Origin of the sequence: Shewanella sp. SP2S2-6 (assembly GCF_031931965.1) — a bacterium.
GTDB lineage: Bacteria > Pseudomonadota > Gammaproteobacteria > Enterobacterales > Shewanellaceae > Shewanella > Shewanella baltica.
The window spans coordinates 1-18,546 of sequence record NZ_JAUOEQ010000012.1; the positions used below are offsets into that span (position 1 = coordinate 1).

Consider the following 18,546-nt stretch of genomic DNA (forward strand, 5'->3'; position numbering starts at 1 on the left):
CACTTTTGTCGCAAAAAATCGTACCGATTTTTGCTCGTCAAAAGCACATTCTGTTAACGCCAACCTGCAAGCTCAGCATTAAAATGTCGTCACTAATGTGAGTGTGAAGTCCGAGACAAGATAAAAAAATGAAAGAAAAACAACAAAACTCACTCAACATTTTTATTGTCCACCATTGCGAAAAATATGCTTGAAAAAGTGCTTTTTTTCATTAATGTCAATTTAGGAGCTTTACTCTTAATCACATTAAAGGAATAACAGCATGACTGACAATAATCACAACGGCCCGATCGTAAACATTGATGGCACACCTATGATAGGTAACACAGGAGTCGATGTGCATGGCAACCCATTTGGCATTACTGAATCCGACACATCGGTGTGTAATAGCAGCATAAGCGATGATGCTTGGTCATTGCCTAACGACACATTTAGCTGCGATTTCGACAGTGGATTTGGGGATGGTTTCTAATTATGCGCCGTCATCTAAACGACAAAATACTTGCCAAATGGATACCTTTAGTCCTTTTGAGCATTATCACCATCATGTGCTTTTGCTGGTTTATCTATACTGAGGATATGAATTGCCTTTTACCTCCGTTAATACTTCATATTAAGTACGCCTTCGGTGTTTTAGCCTATGATAGACGTTATGCAAATACACCTGAGCCCGAGGATCCATGGGTGCGTTTTAAGTACATGATGTTCCGGTTTTGCTAAACCTCAACGTAACTAACCAGACAAATTAGTGAATGACGCCTACAGGGCGGTTAAGGAAAAATGATGGAATTTTTACTACCAATTGCGCTAATGATTATTGGCAGCATAGTGCTTGTGAAAAGATGTAAGCCAAAGAAATAGATAAGAAAAAACTCTGAAATCCGTGACCATAGTAAGGAATCTGCCTAAATGTTAAAGCAGTTTCCTTATTTAAATCGCATCGAAATCAATCTTGCTCAACCACCACTTCGAGCCAACAACTTTCGCCAGTTAGCTTGACTATTAAGTAAGGCGTCATCATCTGAGAAAGTTATTAAATAACTCAATCTCAACAGCACTCCAGTCTGGAAAGCGTATTGAACCAAACTGCCACAAATCCCCCTTAAAAAACTCTTGGCCCTTTCCTTCAACGTGGTCATCGATAAGAATATCTCCCTTCAGCAATCCTTTGTTCGGAATGATGATAAGACGGCTGACATATTCCATGTCTAAGTGTTGCTCTACCCAAATACGCTTCTCCATATAACACAATGGATTTTGCAGACTTGGCGCTGTGGCTATATAAGGTTCAATATCTGGATGTTCGAGCATCTTTTTCATCGCAGCAATGCCACCTACTTTAGGGGCTAAGCAGCTGAAAAATCCTAATTCAGCTTGAGGGTATGCCTGCTCAGGTTTCTGGAGTTTTTTAAAGGTTACAGCTTCTGTATAATTTACAAGCACATCGTCCATGTCTACATATACGATTTTTGGCATATATTAACCTTAAGTAATTTCAATCATTTAAATCAAAATGTGAAAGCTTTTTCAGCCATTTCTCTCATGCAGTATTTTTGCGTTGGTAGCCACTTACCATAGTGTTTCTCGATCATCTTTATGCTGGTATGTCCCATTTGCCGAGCAACCCAAGATAAAGGTAGTCCTGCCGAAATTAAGTGCGATGCAAAGGTATGCCGCGTTTGACTTGGCCCTCTAAAACGAATCCCAGCTTTCTTCAAGTGGTAACAATAAAATCTTTGTCTCAAGTGGGCATCTGAAGTGTATGCTTTTCTAGTATTACTATTACAAAATACAAAGTGAACACGCTGCCTCTCTATAGACTTATTGTCCTCTCGAAGCACATTAATCGTTTCTAGTGCAGAATAATTATAATTATCACGCTGATCAATGAGTATTGTTTTTGCCTGCGGGAGTAACTCTATATGCCTGTTACTAGATAGGTTTTTTGGCTTTTTGTAAATGCCTTCAACGACTGCACGCGAGATATGAATTGTATCATTCTCTAAGTCAACATCTTCCCATGCCAACGCCATCAACTCACTGACCCTTAGACCGAGAAAGCAATTACAAATGATCATATTGACTTCAGATTGTCTATCTGTGGCCACTGATGCTATTTGAGTTATCTCTTCGGCTAAGAATGGATCTGGTACTTGCGTTAACACTTTGAGATTTGTAACGTTAGTCGATTTTAACCTATCCAGCGGATTAACCGATATTGCCTCATCCAACAGCGCAAAGGTAAATATCTGATTTAAAATGCTTAAAATCTCCTTAATCGTTTTGTTACTCAAATACGCTAGTTTAGTATTCATCCATGATTCAATATCTAACGGCTTAATTTTATCAACTGCATCATTTGCAAAGCGAGGTACGATATGCGTCAGAATCTTATTCTCGTAGTTTTTAATCGTACATGGCGCTAACGTTATCCTTTTCGCGTTCAAAAAAGCGTCAATGTAATGATTGAAGAATTTAGCTTCAAGCTGTTCCTCTCGAATGAAATGATAATTATCAAGTTGCTTCAAAAATTGCTCATGATTATATTTTGCTAGATTTTTCAAATCACTAACGATTACTGATGCGCGTAACAATCCTTGTTCAGTGCACTCAATATCATCTAATGCCATACGGTATAGTTCTGAGTTAAGTTTAAACATCATTCGGACGCAGGTACTTGAGCGAATATCTAGATGTTTAATATTTTTTTTCTTACAAAACAATTTCGCTTGCTCAACTGTCATTAACATCTTGTCTATCCAAAGTATGAAATATACCTTGATATTAACTTAAATTAATGATATTAAAAGGAATCTTCACTGTGAAACTCAGCTTAAATTCCTTCCTAAACAAAATAATCACTCCAAGAACTGCCCTAAAAAGTAGTCAATTCAAAAATATTTTTTTTAAATATCAGTAGTGTTGCCTGGCTCGACAACAAACCTTAAGTCAAAACAAAATAATTAAAAATCAGCAACATAAAAAAAACTATGAAGCTTGGGTTACAAAAATAAAAAGCAAAGAAAGCATAATCAAAATTTTCAGCGCCAAATCACTTCGATGACAATAACCTCATACCAACAAAATGCGAGGTTAAGATATGTCTCAAAAACTAGGATGGGTCACTGCAGAAATTTTGGAACGTTACAAAGGGTTAACTTATAACGCAATTAAGAGCAAAATTCGTCGTAAGGTGCTGATTAAAGGGATTCATTACAAGAAATTCGATGGTACGAATATGTTTCACTACGAAGCAATTGACGTATTAATCAATGAACAAGGGAATTAAGCACAGTGAAACAATTTCCTTTAAATACAGTGCAACTAACACCTGCTGAAGCAAAAGGGGTAATAAATCAGCATCAAATTAAAAATATTGAAGTACATGGTAATTCGTTAAGAGCTGTGTTTAAACGACAAAACAGGACTTATAAACAAACACTGTATGTGGGCCTTACATCTCTAGAAATTGTTTCCGTGATATCTAAGTTAGATGGATGGCGGAAGTTATCGCCAGCCGAGTTGGAACTCGCGTTCGCTAATTATAAAAGAAATAATACCAAAGTCCCTTTAACTATTAATGACTTAATAGAAAACTATACAAAAAACCACTATCCCACCTTGGCTCCCGCTACAGTCAAAAGCTATAAAGGTCACTTTAAGCGTATCTCATTGGCTATTGGTGAAAAAAATATACTTGAAATTAACTCAAATGATGTCTTTAAGTTTCGTAACGAACAATTATCTACGTTGGCATGGAAAACAGTGAATGAGACGATCAGGCTGCTGGATACACTTTTACAAAATGCCGTCGACAACGGTGATTTAGTAAAGTCGCCGATCAATTTACGAAGAATGAAAATTAAGCAGGGTCATGGCGATAGCACAATCACTGAAAAATTATTCACGATCGAGGATCTTAACAAAATTCAGAATAGTATTTCTATTAACCCAATGATTGCACTTATTATATTGTTCAATTGTTGCGCAGGGCTCAGGTTTTCAGAGCTAATGGGTTTATCTTGGGAGGATATTGATTTAGAAAAAAAAATTATTACCATCCGCAGAGCGAGAGTAGATGGAAAATATAAAACCTTAAAAGTAAGAGGCGTCGAATCTCGTCAAGTCGATATTTTAGATCCTGCGCTTTGGATGCTGAATGAAATGAAGAAAAGGTTCTATGAACTATCACCTCAACAAACAATCAAGACTCTTGGTGCGGATTATAAACAAATCAAACAAGAAAATGTCCGATTCGTCTTGCTATGCATGGATACACAAACAAGCTATCAAAACGAACAGAAATTTAGAAAGGATTTTTATCATTTTCTGAAGGTTATCAACGTCAGCAAGACAAAACCAAACCATTGCCGACACACTTTTACATCCTTAGCATGTAATGAAGGTGCTAATCAAACGTACATTTCAAAACAACTCGGCCATGCAAGCGTCTTAACAACAGAGAAACACTATCTTAAATGGAATAAATCTCCAAACAAAGCAGAACGAGATAGCGCATCCCAAAAGATAAATTCTATTTTTGAACGGTTCACAACCGCTCAAGGGTAACTATAGAGCTGCTTACATTAGATAAAATAAGCATGCCAATATCCAGCATTATTAAGGTTCTAAAAAATCACCGGAACAATGCTGGTTTCAACATTTCAACTGTTATTACCTTCACATTAGCTAAGCAACATTTCAGTTGTTTTCACCCCATCAAATAATTCTAGAAATTGTCGAACTAACATAGATGATTTTTCACACACCTACACTTGATAACATACCAACTGCCAGTATGCCTAAGATGGGTAGATAAGTGCTGAATGAGTGAAAGAATATCACTAAGGTAAAACCGGAAAAAATGATTGGAAGGGAGATTTTAGGCTAAACAACTATATTAAAATCCACATTTGGATCCCAAATAGTTCCCAAAACAAAAACAGCGACTCGTAAGTCGCTGTTTTTGTTTAAGAATTTGGCGGTGAGAGAGGGAGTCGAACCCTCGATACGTTACCGTATACACACTTTCCAGGCGTGCTCCTTCGGCCACTCGGACACCTCACCATATGTCGATTTATGTTAGCGTGGTTAATCTTTCACGTTTAACAATCGCTAGCGATTTCATATAGCCTTGCCGAGAGGCTTTCATCGTTAACGGAGCGGTACTGTACGCAAAAGCCTAAAGGGGGTCAAGTAAAAAAGACCCAGTTTCAGGCGGTTGCACAATTGCTAAGCAAACCAGCGTCATTTCCTGAATCTTTTCACCGTTTTATGCCGTTAATTGACGGTAAATTTGTGTACTTCTTTTGACATTAAATTTGCGTCAAACGTTAGGGCTTTGGTCAGTTCCCTAAGCTCATCGGAGATCCTTTGGGTGTTAAGGTAAATCTCACTGATCTTCAGTGCATTACGATTTACGTCTTCGGATACCGCCGATTGCTCATGGGTTGCTGTAGCAATTTGCTCGTTCATGCGGTCAATAATGTCGACTTGCTCCACAATCCGTTTCAGTTCAACGCCCGCTTGCTCGGCCTCATGGACACTGTTATTCGCCTGCGCCAAGCCTCTGTCCATGGCTTTTACCGCAATGCTCGCCCCTGCCTTCAATCTATCTGTCATGTTTTTAATATCAGAGGTCGAGGTTTGTGAGCGCTGTGCCAAACTGCGGACTTCATCGGCAACAACGGCAAAGCCGCGGCCCATTTCCCCTGCTCGCGCGGCTTCAATCGCGGCATTGAGTGCGAGTAGATTGGTTTGCTCTGCAATACTGCTGATCACTTCAAGCACTACCACTATGCCGTGAATTTCACGGTCTAAATCGTTAATGGCTTTAGAAGCTCCACTAATATCGTCGGCTAACGCTTTGATCGCTTTGCTGGTTCGGCCGACTTCGAGGTTGCCTTCTTTAGCCTCTTTATTGGCGGCGGAAGACGCTTCGGATGCCTGTACGGCATTGCTGGCAATTTCGGTCACTGTCGCGCTCATTTCTGTCATAGCTGAGGCTACTTGCTCTGCCTCGCTGTGACCCGCCATCACATCTTGCTCCATGGCGTGGGTACAAAGGTCCATTTGGGCTACCGCTTGCTGTAGCTTCGCGCCGCTAGCACGCACATGTAGGATAACCTTTTCAAAATCACTCATCATGTCGTTAAAGGCAATGGCAAGTTCACCAAACTCATCCGAGCTTGTTTGAGTCAAACGCACACTCAAATCATAATGTTTACGGGCTTGTGTAATAGTCGAATACAAATGATGCACACTGTCGTGCAAGTAGCGGATCACAGATAAACTCAGTATCAAGACTATCGCTAATACTGAGATTAAGGTCGTGAGCACTAAGAACATTTTCTCATTTGCTGAGGATAATCTCTCATGGGTGATCTTGAGTAAATCAGCTGAGACCTGCTGCTCATACTCACGTAATAACTCAATCCGCGCGGTTGATTTACTAAACCAATCTTCTGGGCTTTGTTGTTGAATTTTTTGATTATCTTGCTCAAATGCAATTTGACGTAACAGTTCAACGTCATGCATTGCAGCTGAACTCTGCAAACGGTTAAATGCAGCGGATAAATCCATTGAGGCTAAGGCTAAAAACCTTTCTTGGTAGGTATTTTGCTCCGAGACTAAAGTGATAAATTTTGCATAAACCTTAGGCTTAAATCCGGCTTGGCCGAAGGTTGAACTTAACACCGCCCTTTCTATCCCCGCCCTCTCCTTTAATTGCAAAAAAGCACTAAAGGCAGCTGCTTTGATGGCGATTTCTTGGTTGGCACCCGTTTTTGCGGTTTCATCGACTATCGCCAGTAGTAACTTATTTAACTCAGTGTAATAGGCGACTTCATCGGCGACGCTGATAGTTAAATTGTCCACCTGTGAGCGAATTGAATTTAATCGCCCTAACTGCGAATTAAGTTCCTTAAGTTTAGGAGCAAATATCGCTGGCAGCTGATTTTGAGTGATAAATTGCTGATAGAGACTAAGCTGGGTATCCGTTAACTGTCTTTGGCTTGGTATTTTACCGGCGAAGGCTTTTCCTGCTGAACCGATAAATCCTGCACTCATTCCGCGCTCTTTTTGTAATTCGTGCACTAAGTTACTGTTTGTTACAGCCAACTCACTCAGTTGCACCACTAAGGTTAAATCTTGTTTATATTCATATTTTTCAATGAGGTAAAGGGTTCCGCAGAGGAAACAAGCTAATAAGGGAGGTAAGACAACCATTAATAATTTTTGTTTTAGACTGAGATTACCAATCCATTGCCATTTCATAGAAATATCCTTTTAAACTTAGTATTAGACCAAATAACCAAACACTAGGTATAGCATAAGATTAACCATATAACGACTAAGGTTTCTGGGGGAGATCGCGGGCTAATACTCTGATAAACGAGGATTTACCTCATGTCTTATCAATAGCGTTAGATTTGGCTTTTCGGATAAGGTAAACCGCGGGATAAACTTGATAAACATCAAACGAGTCACTGATAAAAACAAAAAACGCACGGGATAAACTCCAATGCGTTTTAGTAAAAGAAGAAAAACTTAATCCTGCGGGGTAATACGACTCTAGCTAAAGAGCTGCGGGAATAATCCCTTTACACCTGCCGCAATCACTTCAATACCTATGGATAGCATCAACAGCCCCATAAGACGAGTAATGACGTTAATCCCCGTCTTACCCAAAATCTTATAGATGACGGATGCTATTCTAAACAGGCCAAAACTCACTAAACCAAACACAATCACAGTAATGAACATCGCAATGATGTTCGACAATGAATTATGCTCAGCGGCAAAGACGATCACCGAACTGATAGCACCAGGTCCGGCCATCAGTGGCAAAGCCAAAGGCACAACCGCCACCGATTCCATCGCCGAGGATTCGCGATCTTCCTCTTGGTTACGCTTCACTTCACCTAACTTACCTTGCAACATCGACATCGCAATAATGGCGATCAAGCTACCACCCGCGATCCTAAAGGCAGATAACGAAATGCTGAACATATTCAGAATGTGCTGACCCGCCACAATCGTGACTAAGAGGATCACCACAACCGCAAAGTTAGCCACTTTACCCGTGTGATTTCGCTCAGCTTCAGTTTGATGGCTGGTTAAGCTCACAAACACAGGCAACAACCCGACCGGATTGATGATGGCAACTAGGCCAAGAAAAAATTTAACGTAAAGAGTTAACTCCAAGTTGCTATCCTTATGTGCGTGTCACGCCGTCTTCATCAAAATTTGCTTGAGGGCAAGTATAGTATCTCAAGCGCTATTGACTGAAAAATGAGATTTTTGAGGTTAAATCACAACTTCGAATAATATTTAGTTATCGAAGTCGATGCATTTTCAACGCAATTTTAAACAAACAAGTTACCCTAAGTGTAGTTTTATTACATAAAAGCCCGATATTGTCGGTGGCGTCACACTTTAAATGCGGCTTTAGGTGTAATTTTCTACCATAAAGAGGATTTAGTGAATGCCTTGATTCACTAAATCTTTTTAGGAGTATTAATCATGACAGTGACCAATGCACAAGAACTGGATCTCATGGTCGAGCGTGTTGCGAAAGCACAAGCCGAATATGCGACATTCAGCCAAGCGCAAGTCGATAAAATTTTCCGCGCAGCGGCCCTTGCCGCTGCCGATGCGCGTATCTCGCTGGCAAAAATGGCCGCCGCAGAAACCCGCATGGGTGTCGTTGAAGACAAAGTGATCAAAAACCACTTTGCCTCTGAGTATATTTATAACAAATACAAAGATGAAAAAACCTGCGGGATTTTATCTGAAGACGTCACCTTCGGCACTATCACCATTGCCGAACCTGTGGGCATCATTTGTGGCATAGTACCGACCACGAACCCCACATCGACCGCGATATTTAAGGCCTTAATCAGCCTTAAAACCCGTAACGCAATTATCTTCTCGCCCCACCCAAGGGCCAAAGTTTCAACCACAACTGCGGCAAAGTTAGTGCTGGATGCTGCCATAGCTGCGGGTGCACCTAAAGACATTATTGGCTGGATTGATGAGCCAAGCGTCGCACTGTCGAATCAATTGATGACTCACCCTAAGGTCAACTTGATCCTCGCAACTGGTGGCCCAGGCATGGTGAAAGCCGCCTACTCTTCCGGTAAACCCGCAATTGGCGTAGGTGCGGGTAACACGCCTATTGTTATCGATGAAACCGCCGACATCAAACGCGCGGTCAGTTCGATTCTCATGTCGAAAACCTTCGATAACGGCGTCGTTTGTGCGTCAGAACAAGCTGTGATTGTGGTTGATAGTATTTATGAGCAAGTAAAAGAGCGCTTTATCTCTCACGGTGGCTACATGCTATCAAAGGATGAAACCGCGGCGATGCAGCAGGTCATTTTAAAAAATGGCGGTTTGAATGCCGATATCGTTGGCCAAAGCGCCGCCAGTATCGCGCAAATGGCCGGCTTTGAAGTGCCGCACTGGACTAAGGTTCTGATTGGTGAAGTCACCGACATTTGCGACAACGAAGCCTTCGCCCATGAAAAATTATCACCACTGCTTGGCATGTACCGTGCCATCGACTTTAACGATGCCATGGATAAAGCTGAAGCCTTAGTCGCGCTCGGCGGCATTGGCCACACATCAGGGCTTTATACCGACCAAGATACCCAAACTGAACGTGTGCATGCCTTTGGTTTTAGAATGAAAACAGCACGTATCTTGATCAACACCCCTGCTTCACAGGGCGGCATTGGCGATCTGTACAACTTCAAACTAGCACCTTCACTCACTTTGGGCTGTGGTTCTTGGGGCGGCAACTCGATTTCAGAAAACGTTGGCCCGAGCCATCTGATCAACAAAAAAACCGTCGCTAAGAGGGCCGAAAACATGTTGTGGCACAAGCTTCCTGCATCCATCTATTTCCGCCGCGGCAGTTTACCCATCGCACTTGAAGAACTGAGCGATAAAAAACGCGCGCTGATCATCACCGACAGATTTTTGTTTAACCACGGTTATTGCGACGAAACCATGCGGATTTTAAAGGCCCAAGGCCTTGAAACCGAAATCTTTTACGATGTTGAAGCCGACCCCACTCTAGCCATAGTCCGTCAAGGCGCTAAGGTGGCCCAAAGCTTTAAACCCGATGTGATTATTGCGCTCGGCGGCGGCTCGCCAATGGATGCGGCGAAGATTATTTGGGTGATGTACGAGCATCCCGATGTCGATTTTTCTGATTTGGCACTGCGCTTTATGGACATTCGTAAACGTATCTACAAATTCCCTAAAATGGGCACCAAGGCCATGATGGTGGCAATTCCAACCACTTCAGGCACAGGCTCAGAAGTCACGCCTTTTGCGGTAGTGACAGACGAAATTACCGGTAAAAAATACCCGATTGCCGATTATCAACTCACGCCCAACATGGCGATTGTTGATCCTAATCTAGTGATGGACATGCCTAAATCTCTGACCGCCTTTGGTGGCATAGATGCGGTGACCCATGCTCTTGAAGCCTATGTTAGCGTGATGGCAAACGAATATAGCGACGGCCAAGCACTGCAAGCCCTCGACTTACTGTGCAAATATTTACCCGATGCGTACAACTTGGGCTCACAGTCACCTGTCGCCCGTGAAAAAGTCCACAATGGCGCCACCATCGCAGGTATCGCCTTTGCTAACGCTTTCCTCGGGATTTGCCACTCAATGGCGCACAAACTGGGCGCAGAATTCCATCTCGCCCACGGTTTAGCCAATGCGCTGCTGATCAATAACGTAATACGCTTTAACGCAACGGATCTGCCCACTAAGCAAGCGGCCTTTAGCCAATACGACAGGCCAAAAGCCCTGTGCCGTTATGCTGCCATCGCAGATCACTTGAAACTAGGCGGGAAAACGGATGAAGAAAAAGTCGAAAAATTGCTTGAGAAAATCACACACCTCAAGACGACGATTGGCATTCCTGCTTCTATCCAAGAAGCCGGCGTCAACGAAGCCGACTTCCTCGCCAAGTTAGATGAATTAGCCGAAGATGCGTTCGATGATCAATGTACCGGTGCCAACCCACGTTACCCCTTGATTAACGAGCTGAAACAACTGTTCCTCGATAGCTATTATGGCCGTGACTATAGCGACAACAACTAGGCAATCGCCTAACTATGCTAAGCGCGTGCTAAATAAACGCAGCGCGACATAAATGAAAAAGCCCTCGAATGAGGGCTTTTGCGGCATGCTTTACTGTGATGTAAACCGTGGGTATGTCGATGCGCTAATTGAATAAACGCAACACCACTTCACTAGGCTCGAACTCAACTTGCTATCACTAAACTAACCACCGTTAAGCTTATTATCACTAAGCTGGTAATTACTAAGCTTATCATCACAACAAACTGTGACTAACGCTGCGCCAGTACATAATCGATGGCGCTGGTGATGGCCGCAACCTGCGCCAGATTACATTCGGCAGGCGTGGCCGTTGGGCTATCTGGGTACACTTCTGTCGTGGTGTTATAAATACAGCCAGTGACACTGCTGCAAAGTCCTAATGACTTAAGCGGATAGTTAATCACCCCGTGCTGCACCACAGTCGAGCCTATGATCTCGCCTTTCTCGTCGGCAGGAGCAATATGCGTCACTTTACTCACGCCATCAATAATGGCTTTTTGGAAGGCATCCATTGAGTTTTCGGTATCACCCACAGCATAAAAACCATCAGGGATAGTGCCTTTTTCATACTCAATGCCATCGCGGGCGCACAGCGCTGGACGAAACTCTAACTCATCTGAATCAGTAGTTTCATGTAAATCTACATGCAGATCAAAACCTTGCTCAACTGAAGTAACGGAAGCGACTAAAGCCATCAAGGCTGCTGATTCCTCTGCGGGGCTGTTGGCATAGAATGAACGGTTTGGATCGACAGCCTTTGGATTCCAGCGATTAATAGTCTCGTAACCCCAAGGACTCACACAAACGGCAACTACTAAGTTCACCTGTTGCACGTAATTCGCCGCTTCGTTAGTTAAAAAGGCCAATGCGCCATGCACACCGCTAGTCTCGTAACCATGCACGCCGCCAGTCACCAGCACGGTTGGCTTTTGTGGATCAAACTGTTGGCTTTTTACCGCAAATAATGGGTAACGCTCGGCGTTAATCGATAAGGCGCCATATTGCACAATGGCAAGCCCAAGCGTAGACAGCTCTTCTTGCATCGCCTTGAGTGGCGTCACGACATCGTCTTGATATGAACGCTTGATTTGGGTGCTCGTCAGCCATGCGGCTTTTTCAGACTCGCCCCATTTTTCACCCGCGGTGCCGATGGGATAAAAGGTTAAATTTGCCATAATTCCTCTATTTTTAGTTCTATTAGCTCAATTGAGAGTACTAGTGTTTGGATGAATGAGTGCTGCCAGCCTAAAGCGTCAGCTGCATGGGAATATCGCGGATCCCGCCGCGCTCTCGCTCAGATCCTAATGGCACAAAGCCAAAGCCTAAGTACACAGCCTGCGCATTCAGCGCCGAGTTCACGGTAAATACGCCCGGATTGCCTTGGGCTAAACATTGAGTTTTAGCATGTTCCCACAACATTCGCGCTAAGCCTTGTCCCTGCGCATGGGAGGCAACAAAAAGATGGTATAAGTGACTATTCGCCTTCATCCCCACTACACCTGCGAGTTGGCCCGAGTCCGTTATGGCGACATGGTACTGATAACCCATAGCAAAGTAGCTACCAATCGCTTCTATCGACATGGCATTGACTAAGATTGCAGCGCCCTCTTCAGTGCATGTTGGAGCAATAAAGTCTTGGGTTAACTGAGTGAGCAATTCGCTTATTTCAGGGATATCAGCTAAGGTTGCGGCTCGAATATTCATCTTAACTCCTTGATTAAAAATAAATCCATTACATGACGCAATAAAAAGCCAGAACAGAGTCCTGGCTTTTTAAGACGCTTGAACAAAAGACGCTTCGCGTAAAACACTTTAATAGTTAATCACATCAAACGACTCGCCGATGATAACCCTATCAGGGCGAGCCTTACGCCTTTTATTACACTGCCATTCATTGTTTGTTATTAAACAGTCTGTCATTCAACAGTCTGTTATTATGCTGGCAGTTACTGCTTAGTCCAGCGGTCCATCCAACGGAATACATTGGCGTACCATTGCTCTAGGTTTTCAGGTTTTAAGATCCAGTGGTTTTCATCTGGGAAAATCAACAACTCAGATGGAATACCTTTACGCTGCATAAAGCTAAATGCCGCTAAACCTTGATCATAAGGAACACGGAAGTCTTTCTCGCCGTGGATCACCAACATGGGCGTTTTCCAGTTTTCAACATAATTCACTGGGTTAAACTTCTCATATAAGGCTTTGTTATCTGAGTAAGTGCCGCCAAATTCATACTCTGGGAACCATAATTCTTCGGTCACATGGTACATAGAACGCATGTCGAACAGACCTGCGTGGTCAACAAGACACTTGAAACCGTCGTTCCAGTTACCTTGGATCCAGTTCATCATGTAGCCGCCGTAAGAACCACCGAGCGCACAGGCGTTTTGCGGATCGAGCCATTTTTGTTGTTGGCTCACCGCCGCTAGGCCTTTTTGCAGGTCTTCTAATGGCTTACCGCCCCAATCTTGGCTGATAGAATCCGTAAAGGCTTGACCGTAACCGGTTGAGCCGTGGAAATCCACCATGACAACGCCATAGCCTGCACCCGCCCATAACTGCGCGTTCCATCGACCGCTGAAGGCATTACCAAATGAACCCTGCGGTCCACCATGCACTAAGTAGGCAATCGGGTATTTTTTACCTTCTTGGAAGTTAGCAGGTTTGATCCAGTAACCGTAGACGTCTTCGTTATTCCAACCCTTGAAGCTGAACTGTTCAAACTTACCGAACTTGATCTCGGCCAGCTTGTCTTTGTTCACTTCAGTCAGGCGCTTAAGGCCTTGACCATCTGTAGTGATACTGTAGAGATCGCCCGGCTCAACTAAGGTTTTGCTGTCGAAAATCAGTTCATCGTTAGTGACCGCAATTAAGCTATTCGTGCCATCGCTGTAGATAGAACGCACATCGCCAAATTGAGTATTCACTTGGAAAATAGACACTTGGCCTATGTCTTGCGCCGTGACATACAAGGTACGATTGTCAGGGGCAAACATCAGTGAGCTTGGGCTACGATCCCACAATGGCGCCACTTCTTTGGTTTGGCCAGTGGTAGTATCACGCAGCATGATGCCGTAACGATCCGCTTCAAAACCCGGTTTCTTCATCGCTAAATAGGCCATGTAACGACCATCGCTCGAAAACGTTGGCTGTGCATCCCATGCGAGATTGTCTTTGGTTAAATTGGTTGCTGCGCCGCCTGTCACTGGCACTTGCCACAAATCATAGTTAGTGGTCCAAGCTTGATCTTTGCTCGGCGCTTTAGCGCTATAAACCACAAACTTACCGTCTGGCGTGAAAGTCACTTCTTCCATACCCGAGAAAGGTTTTGGCGGCGTTTCAGTATCTAACCCTTGGGTGACATCAACAACTTTAGTCAGTTTTTCACCGTTTACAGCGCCCACAAATAAATGGTTACGGGCGTGATCTTCCCAAGTGTCCCAGTGACGAACCATTAACTGTTTGTATTCGCGACCCGTCGATTTACGCTCAGATTCAGCGGTAAATTTATCCTTTGAGCAGGCTAAATCCTTACATTCTGGGAATACGCGCATGCTAAGTACAACTTGTTTACCATCGTTTGATAGCTTGTAGCCATCAATATCCAAAGGTAAATCAGAAACTTGAACCGCTTCACCGCCCGTTAATGACAGTTGGAATAGCTGGCTTGAACCGCTACGACCGGCAAGGAAATAAATTGATTTGTCGTCAGTGGCGAAACTCACATCGTGCTCAGTGCCCGCAGCAGAGGTCAGTTGTAACGGTTTCGCTTTCGTGTCAGTCAGATCCAATAGATACAGATCAGAGCTGCCCTCTCCCTTATCGTTTACCGTTTTAAGACCATAAACTAATTTAGTGCCATCGTGAGACACAGTCGCAGAATGCATCTTATTGAGTTTAATGAGTTGTTGCACAGTAAAAGGCGTTGGATCGGCCGCTTGGGCTGATAACGCCAACCCTGCGGCGCCGAGCGCCAATAGGAGAGGAGCTATTTTCATTGTTATGTCCGTCTTTTGTTGAACAGGTTCGAGGCTTGCAAATATTCGATAATCATCATTGCTGCAAACACGAATGTTAAAAACGATCTGAGATCGTATCTTTTGAAGATAAGCTTGCCACACTATCGAAACAAAAACGCTCAGGCAAGCCAAATGGCGAACCTGAGCGTATTTTTTTGTGACAAAATGTCAGTGGCGCAATGATTTGTCTAAGGAACTGATATCAGATTACCGAAGCAATCGATATCAGAGCGTAAATTTAAACGGCTTTGCTTAAAAAGCCATCAAGTTCAATCCGCTAAGACCTTAGCTTCACTCCAACTTAGGCTTTCGCGTTGGCGATATTCACTTTCCAAATTGCTGGGCCAGTTTCATGGGCGTTCACGCCATTTGAATCCACAGCCACAGTCACTGGCATATCTTGCACGTCAAACTCGTAAATCGCTTCCATGCCTAAATCAGCAAAGGCCACGACGCGAGAATGTTTAATCGCTTTAGACACTAGATACGCTGCGCCGCCAACGGCCATCAGATATACCGCTTTGTGCTTTTTGATTGATTCAACTGTCGCAGGGCCGCGCTCAGCTTTACCTATCATGCCCATCAAGCCAGTTTTCTCTAACATTAAGTCAGTGAATTTATCCATACGGGTTGCCGTGGTTGGGCCCGCAGGACCGACAACTTCAGTGCCTACAGGATCAACTGGGCCAACGTAGTAAATAAACTTACCGGTAAAGTCCACGCCTTCTGGCAGACCTTCACCGCTTTCAATCAGGCTTTGAATGCGCTTATGGGCAGCATCGCGACCGGTGAGCATTTTACCGCTCAGCAGAATGGTTTCACCGCTCTGCCACTGCTCGATATCCGCTTGAGTGACAGTATCTAAGTTAACGCGGCGCACATCATCACCCACTTCACGGGTAATTTCTGGCCAATCGGCCAATGATGGCGGCGTTAATTCCGCAGGACCTGAACCGTCTAAATGGAAATGTACGTGGCGTGTAGCCGCGCAGTTCGGGATCATCACCACTGGCTTTGACGCCGCGTGGGTGGGCGCCGATTTGATTTTAACGTCTAACACTGTGGTTAAACCGCCAAGACCTTGGGCACCTATGCCTAAGTTGTTCGCGCGCTCAAAAATGTCTAACCGCAGCTTTTCTTCGGTCGTTTGCGCGCCACGGGCCATCAACTCATGGATATCTACGCTTTCCATCAGCGCTTCTTTGGCTAATACGGCCGCTTTTTCCGCCGTGCCGCCGATGCCTATACCCAGCATACCCGGTGGACACCAGCCAGCACCCATAGTCGGTAGCGTTTTTTCTACCCATGCAGCGATATCATCTGATGGGTTTAACATCACCATCTTAGCTTTGTTTTCACTGCCGCCGCCTTTGGCTGCAATCGCCACTTCGATATGGTTGCCTGGCACCATGTCGATATGCACCACAGATGGCGTGTTATCTTTGGTATTTTTACGGCTGCCAGCAGGATCTGACACTATTGATGCGCGCAGTGGGTTATCAGGATTGGTATAGGCACGACGAACACCTTCGTCGACCATTTCCTGAATCGTCATATCGGTTTTGTCCCATTGGACACCCATACCCACTTTCACGAAAGTGGTCACAATCCCAGTGTCTTGACACAGAGGACGCTTACCTTCGGCCGACATACGCGAGTTAATTAAGATCTGGGCAATCGCATCCTTCGCCGCCGCACTTTGTTCACGCTCATAAGCTTGGCTCATGGCATCAACAAAATCCTTCGGGTGGTAATAAGAAATGTATTGCAAAGCATCCGCCACACTTTCAATAAAGTCGGCTTGTTTAATCACAGAAGTTTCAGACATTTTATGGTGAGATGACATAGTAGGAGCGCTCCAGCAGCCTTTGCGGCCTAACTTGTTTTTGTTTAATTCTTTCTGGGCCAATATGATACTCTTTCACATCTTTTTGGGCTACATCACATTTTGAATAGGGTTAATCGATGGCAATTAGGGCGTCAAAACAGCTTGCATCACGCCAACTTGACTGGACATTAAGTACAGCAGCACTGTTCGAACACTTTGCAAATGACACTTGGGCAATTCTGTTAGATTCGGCGAACGCGCCGCATCAAGACGCCAGATTCGACATCATTTGCGCCAATCCTATCGCTACGTTAGTGACTCAGGGCGAGCGTAGCGATATAAAGCTCATCGATACGAGCTTGAGCTTACCCGAGGCAATAGACCCAAACCGTGATCCCTTCGAGTTACTCAACACTTTATTAACCCATTGGTATTCAAAATCTTTTGATTGTGATTTGCCCTTTAGTGGTGGCGCAATGGGCAGTTTTAGCTACGATTTAGGCCGCAGAATTGAATCCCTGCCGATAACGGCCAAGCAAGATATACAACTGCCAGAGATGAACATCGGCTTTTACGACTGGGCGTTAGTTTTTGATTACCAAGCCCAGTGTTGGCATTTATTGCACTATTTAGGTGAAGCGGCACTCGACATTGAGTTGAATAAAATTCAAGATAAAATCACTAAAAAGCCAAATTCCGCCGCATTCATGCTCACTAGTCCATGGGCAGCACAAATAGACAAAGCCCAATACACGGGAAAATTTGAGGCGGTACAAGCCTATTTGCACAGCGGTGATTGCTATCAAATAAATTTAACCCAAAGATTTGAAGCCCATTATCAAGGCGATGAGTGGTCGGCCTATAGCCAACTGCGCAATGCCAATAAAGCACCCTTCTCGGCCTTTATGCGTCTGCCGCAAAACACGATTTTGTCGATTTCACCCGAGCGCTTTATTCAGCTTCGCGGTGACGATATTCAAACCAAACCCATCAAAGGCACACTGCCGCGTCATACCGATCCCGCACTGGATGTGAAAGCCGCCAATACACTGGCAAACTCACCAAAAGATCGCGCCGAAAATGTCATGATTGTCGATTTACTGCGTAATGATATCGGCAAAGTGGCGGCGGCAGGCTCAGTACGTGTACCGCATCTCTTTGAGATTGAAAGCTTTCCTGCCGTGCATCACTTAGTCAGTACGGTGACGGCCAAGCTTGATAGCCGATTCACGGCGAGTGATTTACTGCGCGCGGCGTTCCCCGGCGGCTCGATTACCGGCGCACCGAAAATTCGTGCCATGGAAATTATCGAAGAGCTCGAACCTTCACGGCGCAGCCTTTATTGTGGTTCTATGGGTTATATCAGCCAAGACGGCCAAATTGATACCAGCATTACCATTCGCACTATTGTGGCCGAACAGGGCAAACTCTATTGCTGGGCTGGCGGCGGCATAGTGGCGGATTCTGAAGTGGATGCCGAGTACCAAGAAACCTTTGATAAGATCAGCCGTATTTTACCTTTGCTTGGCGCTGCGTCACAAAAGCCGTAAG

At 44.3% G+C, this 18,546-nt stretch carries 13 protein-coding genes and 1 tRNA gene; 5 read left to right on the plus strand and 9 right to left on the minus strand.

Annotated features, from left to right (window positions below; genetic code table 11):
- The first annotated feature begins 262 nt into the window (after window positions 1-262).
- Window positions 263-472, plus strand: coding sequence for a hypothetical protein (locus Q4Q57_RS10330; protein WP_311890767.1), 210 nt, complete (start codon window positions 263-265; stop codon window positions 470-472).
- Between the two features lie 545 nt (window positions 473-1,017).
- Here Q4Q57_RS10330 and Q4Q57_RS10335 read toward each other — a convergent pair.
- Complete coding sequence (locus Q4Q57_RS10335) at window positions 1,018-1,476, minus strand: 5' nucleotidase, NT5C type (protein ID WP_311890768.1); 459 nt, start codon at window positions 1,474-1,476, stop codon at window positions 1,018-1,020.
- Between the two features lie 32 nt (window positions 1,477-1,508).
- Complete coding sequence (locus tag Q4Q57_RS10340) at window positions 1,509-2,750, minus strand: site-specific integrase (RefSeq protein ID WP_311890769.1); 1,242 nt, start codon at window positions 2,748-2,750, stop codon at window positions 1,509-1,511.
- A gap of 350 nt (window positions 2,751-3,100) precedes the next feature.
- On the opposite strand from Q4Q57_RS10340, the gene xisR reads away from it, so the two are divergent.
- Together xisR and Q4Q57_RS10350 are read left to right on the plus strand one after the other, a co-directional pair.
- Window positions 3,101-3,289, plus strand: coding sequence for an excisionase family protein (gene xisR / locus Q4Q57_RS10345; protein ID WP_014620713.1), 189 nt, complete (start codon window positions 3,101-3,103; stop codon window positions 3,287-3,289).
- A 5-nt stretch (window positions 3,290-3,294) separates the two neighbouring features.
- Window positions 3,295-4,569 carry a tyrosine-type recombinase/integrase gene (locus tag Q4Q57_RS10350; protein WP_311890770.1) on the plus strand — a complete coding sequence of 425 codons (1,275 nt, stop codon included), beginning with the start codon at window positions 3,295-3,297 and terminating at the stop codon, window positions 4,567-4,569.
- Window positions 4,570-4,979: 410 nt separating this feature from the next.
- Here Q4Q57_RS10350 and Q4Q57_RS10355 read toward each other — a convergent pair.
- From Q4Q57_RS10355 to Q4Q57_RS10365, 3 genes are all read right to left on the minus strand, one after another.
- Window positions 4,980-5,067: transfer RNA gene (locus Q4Q57_RS10355), tRNA-Ser, on the minus strand.
- A gap of 213 nt (window positions 5,068-5,280) precedes the next feature.
- Window positions 5,281-7,275, minus strand: a complete 1,995-nt coding sequence (locus Q4Q57_RS10360; RefSeq protein WP_311890771.1) for a methyl-accepting chemotaxis protein — start codon at window positions 7,273-7,275, stop codon at window positions 5,281-5,283.
- A 297-nt stretch (window positions 7,276-7,572) separates the two neighbouring features.
- Window positions 7,573-8,205, minus strand: coding sequence for a YchE family NAAT transporter (locus Q4Q57_RS10365; protein WP_311890772.1), 633 nt, complete (start codon window positions 8,203-8,205; stop codon window positions 7,573-7,575).
- A 318-nt stretch (window positions 8,206-8,523) separates the two neighbouring features.
- Between Q4Q57_RS10365 and adhE the strand changes: the two genes are divergently transcribed.
- Window positions 8,524-11,127, plus strand: a complete 2,604-nt coding sequence (adhE, locus tag Q4Q57_RS10370; RefSeq protein WP_311890773.1) for a bifunctional acetaldehyde-CoA/alcohol dehydrogenase — start codon at window positions 8,524-8,526, stop codon at window positions 11,125-11,127.
- A 251-nt stretch (window positions 11,128-11,378) separates the two neighbouring features.
- Here adhE and Q4Q57_RS10375 read toward each other — a convergent pair whose 3' ends face one another.
- The 4 genes from Q4Q57_RS10375 to Q4Q57_RS10390 all read right to left on the minus strand — a co-directional run bounded on the left by Q4Q57_RS10375 (window position 11,379) and on the right by Q4Q57_RS10390 (window position 17,013).
- On the minus strand, window positions 11,379-12,323 hold the full coding sequence (locus tag Q4Q57_RS10375; protein WP_311890774.1) for a M14 family metallocarboxypeptidase: 945 nt from the start codon (window positions 12,321-12,323) through the stop codon (window positions 11,379-11,381).
- A gap of 70 nt (window positions 12,324-12,393) precedes the next feature.
- Window positions 12,394-12,852: a GNAT family N-acetyltransferase gene (locus Q4Q57_RS10380; protein WP_311890775.1), complete on the minus strand. Its 459-nt coding sequence runs from the start codon at window positions 12,850-12,852 to the stop codon at window positions 12,394-12,396.
- Window positions 12,853-13,094: 242 nt separating this feature from the next.
- Complete coding sequence (locus Q4Q57_RS10385) at window positions 13,095-15,146, minus strand: S9 family peptidase (protein WP_311890776.1); 2,052 nt, start codon at window positions 15,144-15,146, stop codon at window positions 13,095-13,097.
- A gap of 322 nt (window positions 15,147-15,468) precedes the next feature.
- Window positions 15,469-17,013: a fumarate hydratase gene (locus tag Q4Q57_RS10390; RefSeq protein ID WP_173248642.1), complete on the minus strand. Its 1,545-nt coding sequence runs from the start codon at window positions 17,011-17,013 to the stop codon at window positions 15,469-15,471.
- A 119-nt stretch (window positions 17,014-17,132) separates the two neighbouring features.
- On the opposite strand from Q4Q57_RS10390, the gene pabB reads away from it, so the two are divergent.
- A complete protein-coding gene (pabB, locus tag Q4Q57_RS10395) occupies window positions 17,133-18,545 on the plus strand; it encodes an aminodeoxychorismate synthase component I (protein WP_311890777.1) in 1,413 nt (470 codons plus the stop codon).
- Window position 18,546: the final 1 nt, after the last annotated feature.

Excerpts from the sequence above, each read along its gene's own strand:
- Q4Q57_RS10330 (WP_311890767.1), top strand. The coding sequence starts at position 263 with ATGACTGACAATAATCACAACGGCCCGATCGTAAACATTGATGGCACA.
- Q4Q57_RS10335 (WP_311890768.1), bottom strand. The coding sequence starts at position 1,476 with ATGCCAAAAATCGTATATGTAGACATGGACGATGTGCTTGTAAATTAT.
- Q4Q57_RS10340 (WP_311890769.1), bottom strand. The coding sequence starts at position 2,750 with ATGTTAATGACAGTTGAGCAAGCGAAATTGTTTTGTAAGAAAAAAAAT.
- xisR (WP_014620713.1), top strand. The coding sequence starts at position 3,101 with ATGTCTCAAAAACTAGGATGGGTCACTGCAGAAATTTTGGAACGTTAC.
- Q4Q57_RS10360 (WP_311890771.1), bottom strand. The coding sequence starts at position 7,275 with ATGAAATGGCAATGGATTGGTAATCTCAGTCTAAAACAAAAATTATTA.
- adhE (WP_311890773.1), top strand. The coding sequence starts at position 8,524 with ATGACAGTGACCAATGCACAAGAACTGGATCTCATGGTCGAGCGTGTT.
- Q4Q57_RS10375 (WP_311890774.1), bottom strand. The coding sequence starts at position 12,323 with ATGGCAAATTTAACCTTTTATCCCATCGGCACCGCGGGTGAAAAATGG.
- Q4Q57_RS10380 (WP_311890775.1), bottom strand. The coding sequence starts at position 12,852 with ATGAATATTCGAGCCGCAACCTTAGCTGATATCCCTGAAATAAGCGAA.
- Q4Q57_RS10385 (WP_311890776.1), bottom strand. The coding sequence starts at position 15,146 with ATGAAAATAGCTCCTCTCCTATTGGCGCTCGGCGCCGCAGGGTTGGCG.
- Q4Q57_RS10390 (WP_173248642.1), bottom strand. The coding sequence starts at position 17,013 with ATGTCATCTCACCATAAAATGTCTGAAACTTCTGTGATTAAACAAGCC.
- pabB (WP_311890777.1), top strand. The coding sequence starts at position 17,133 with ATGGCAATTAGGGCGTCAAAACAGCTTGCATCACGCCAACTTGACTGG.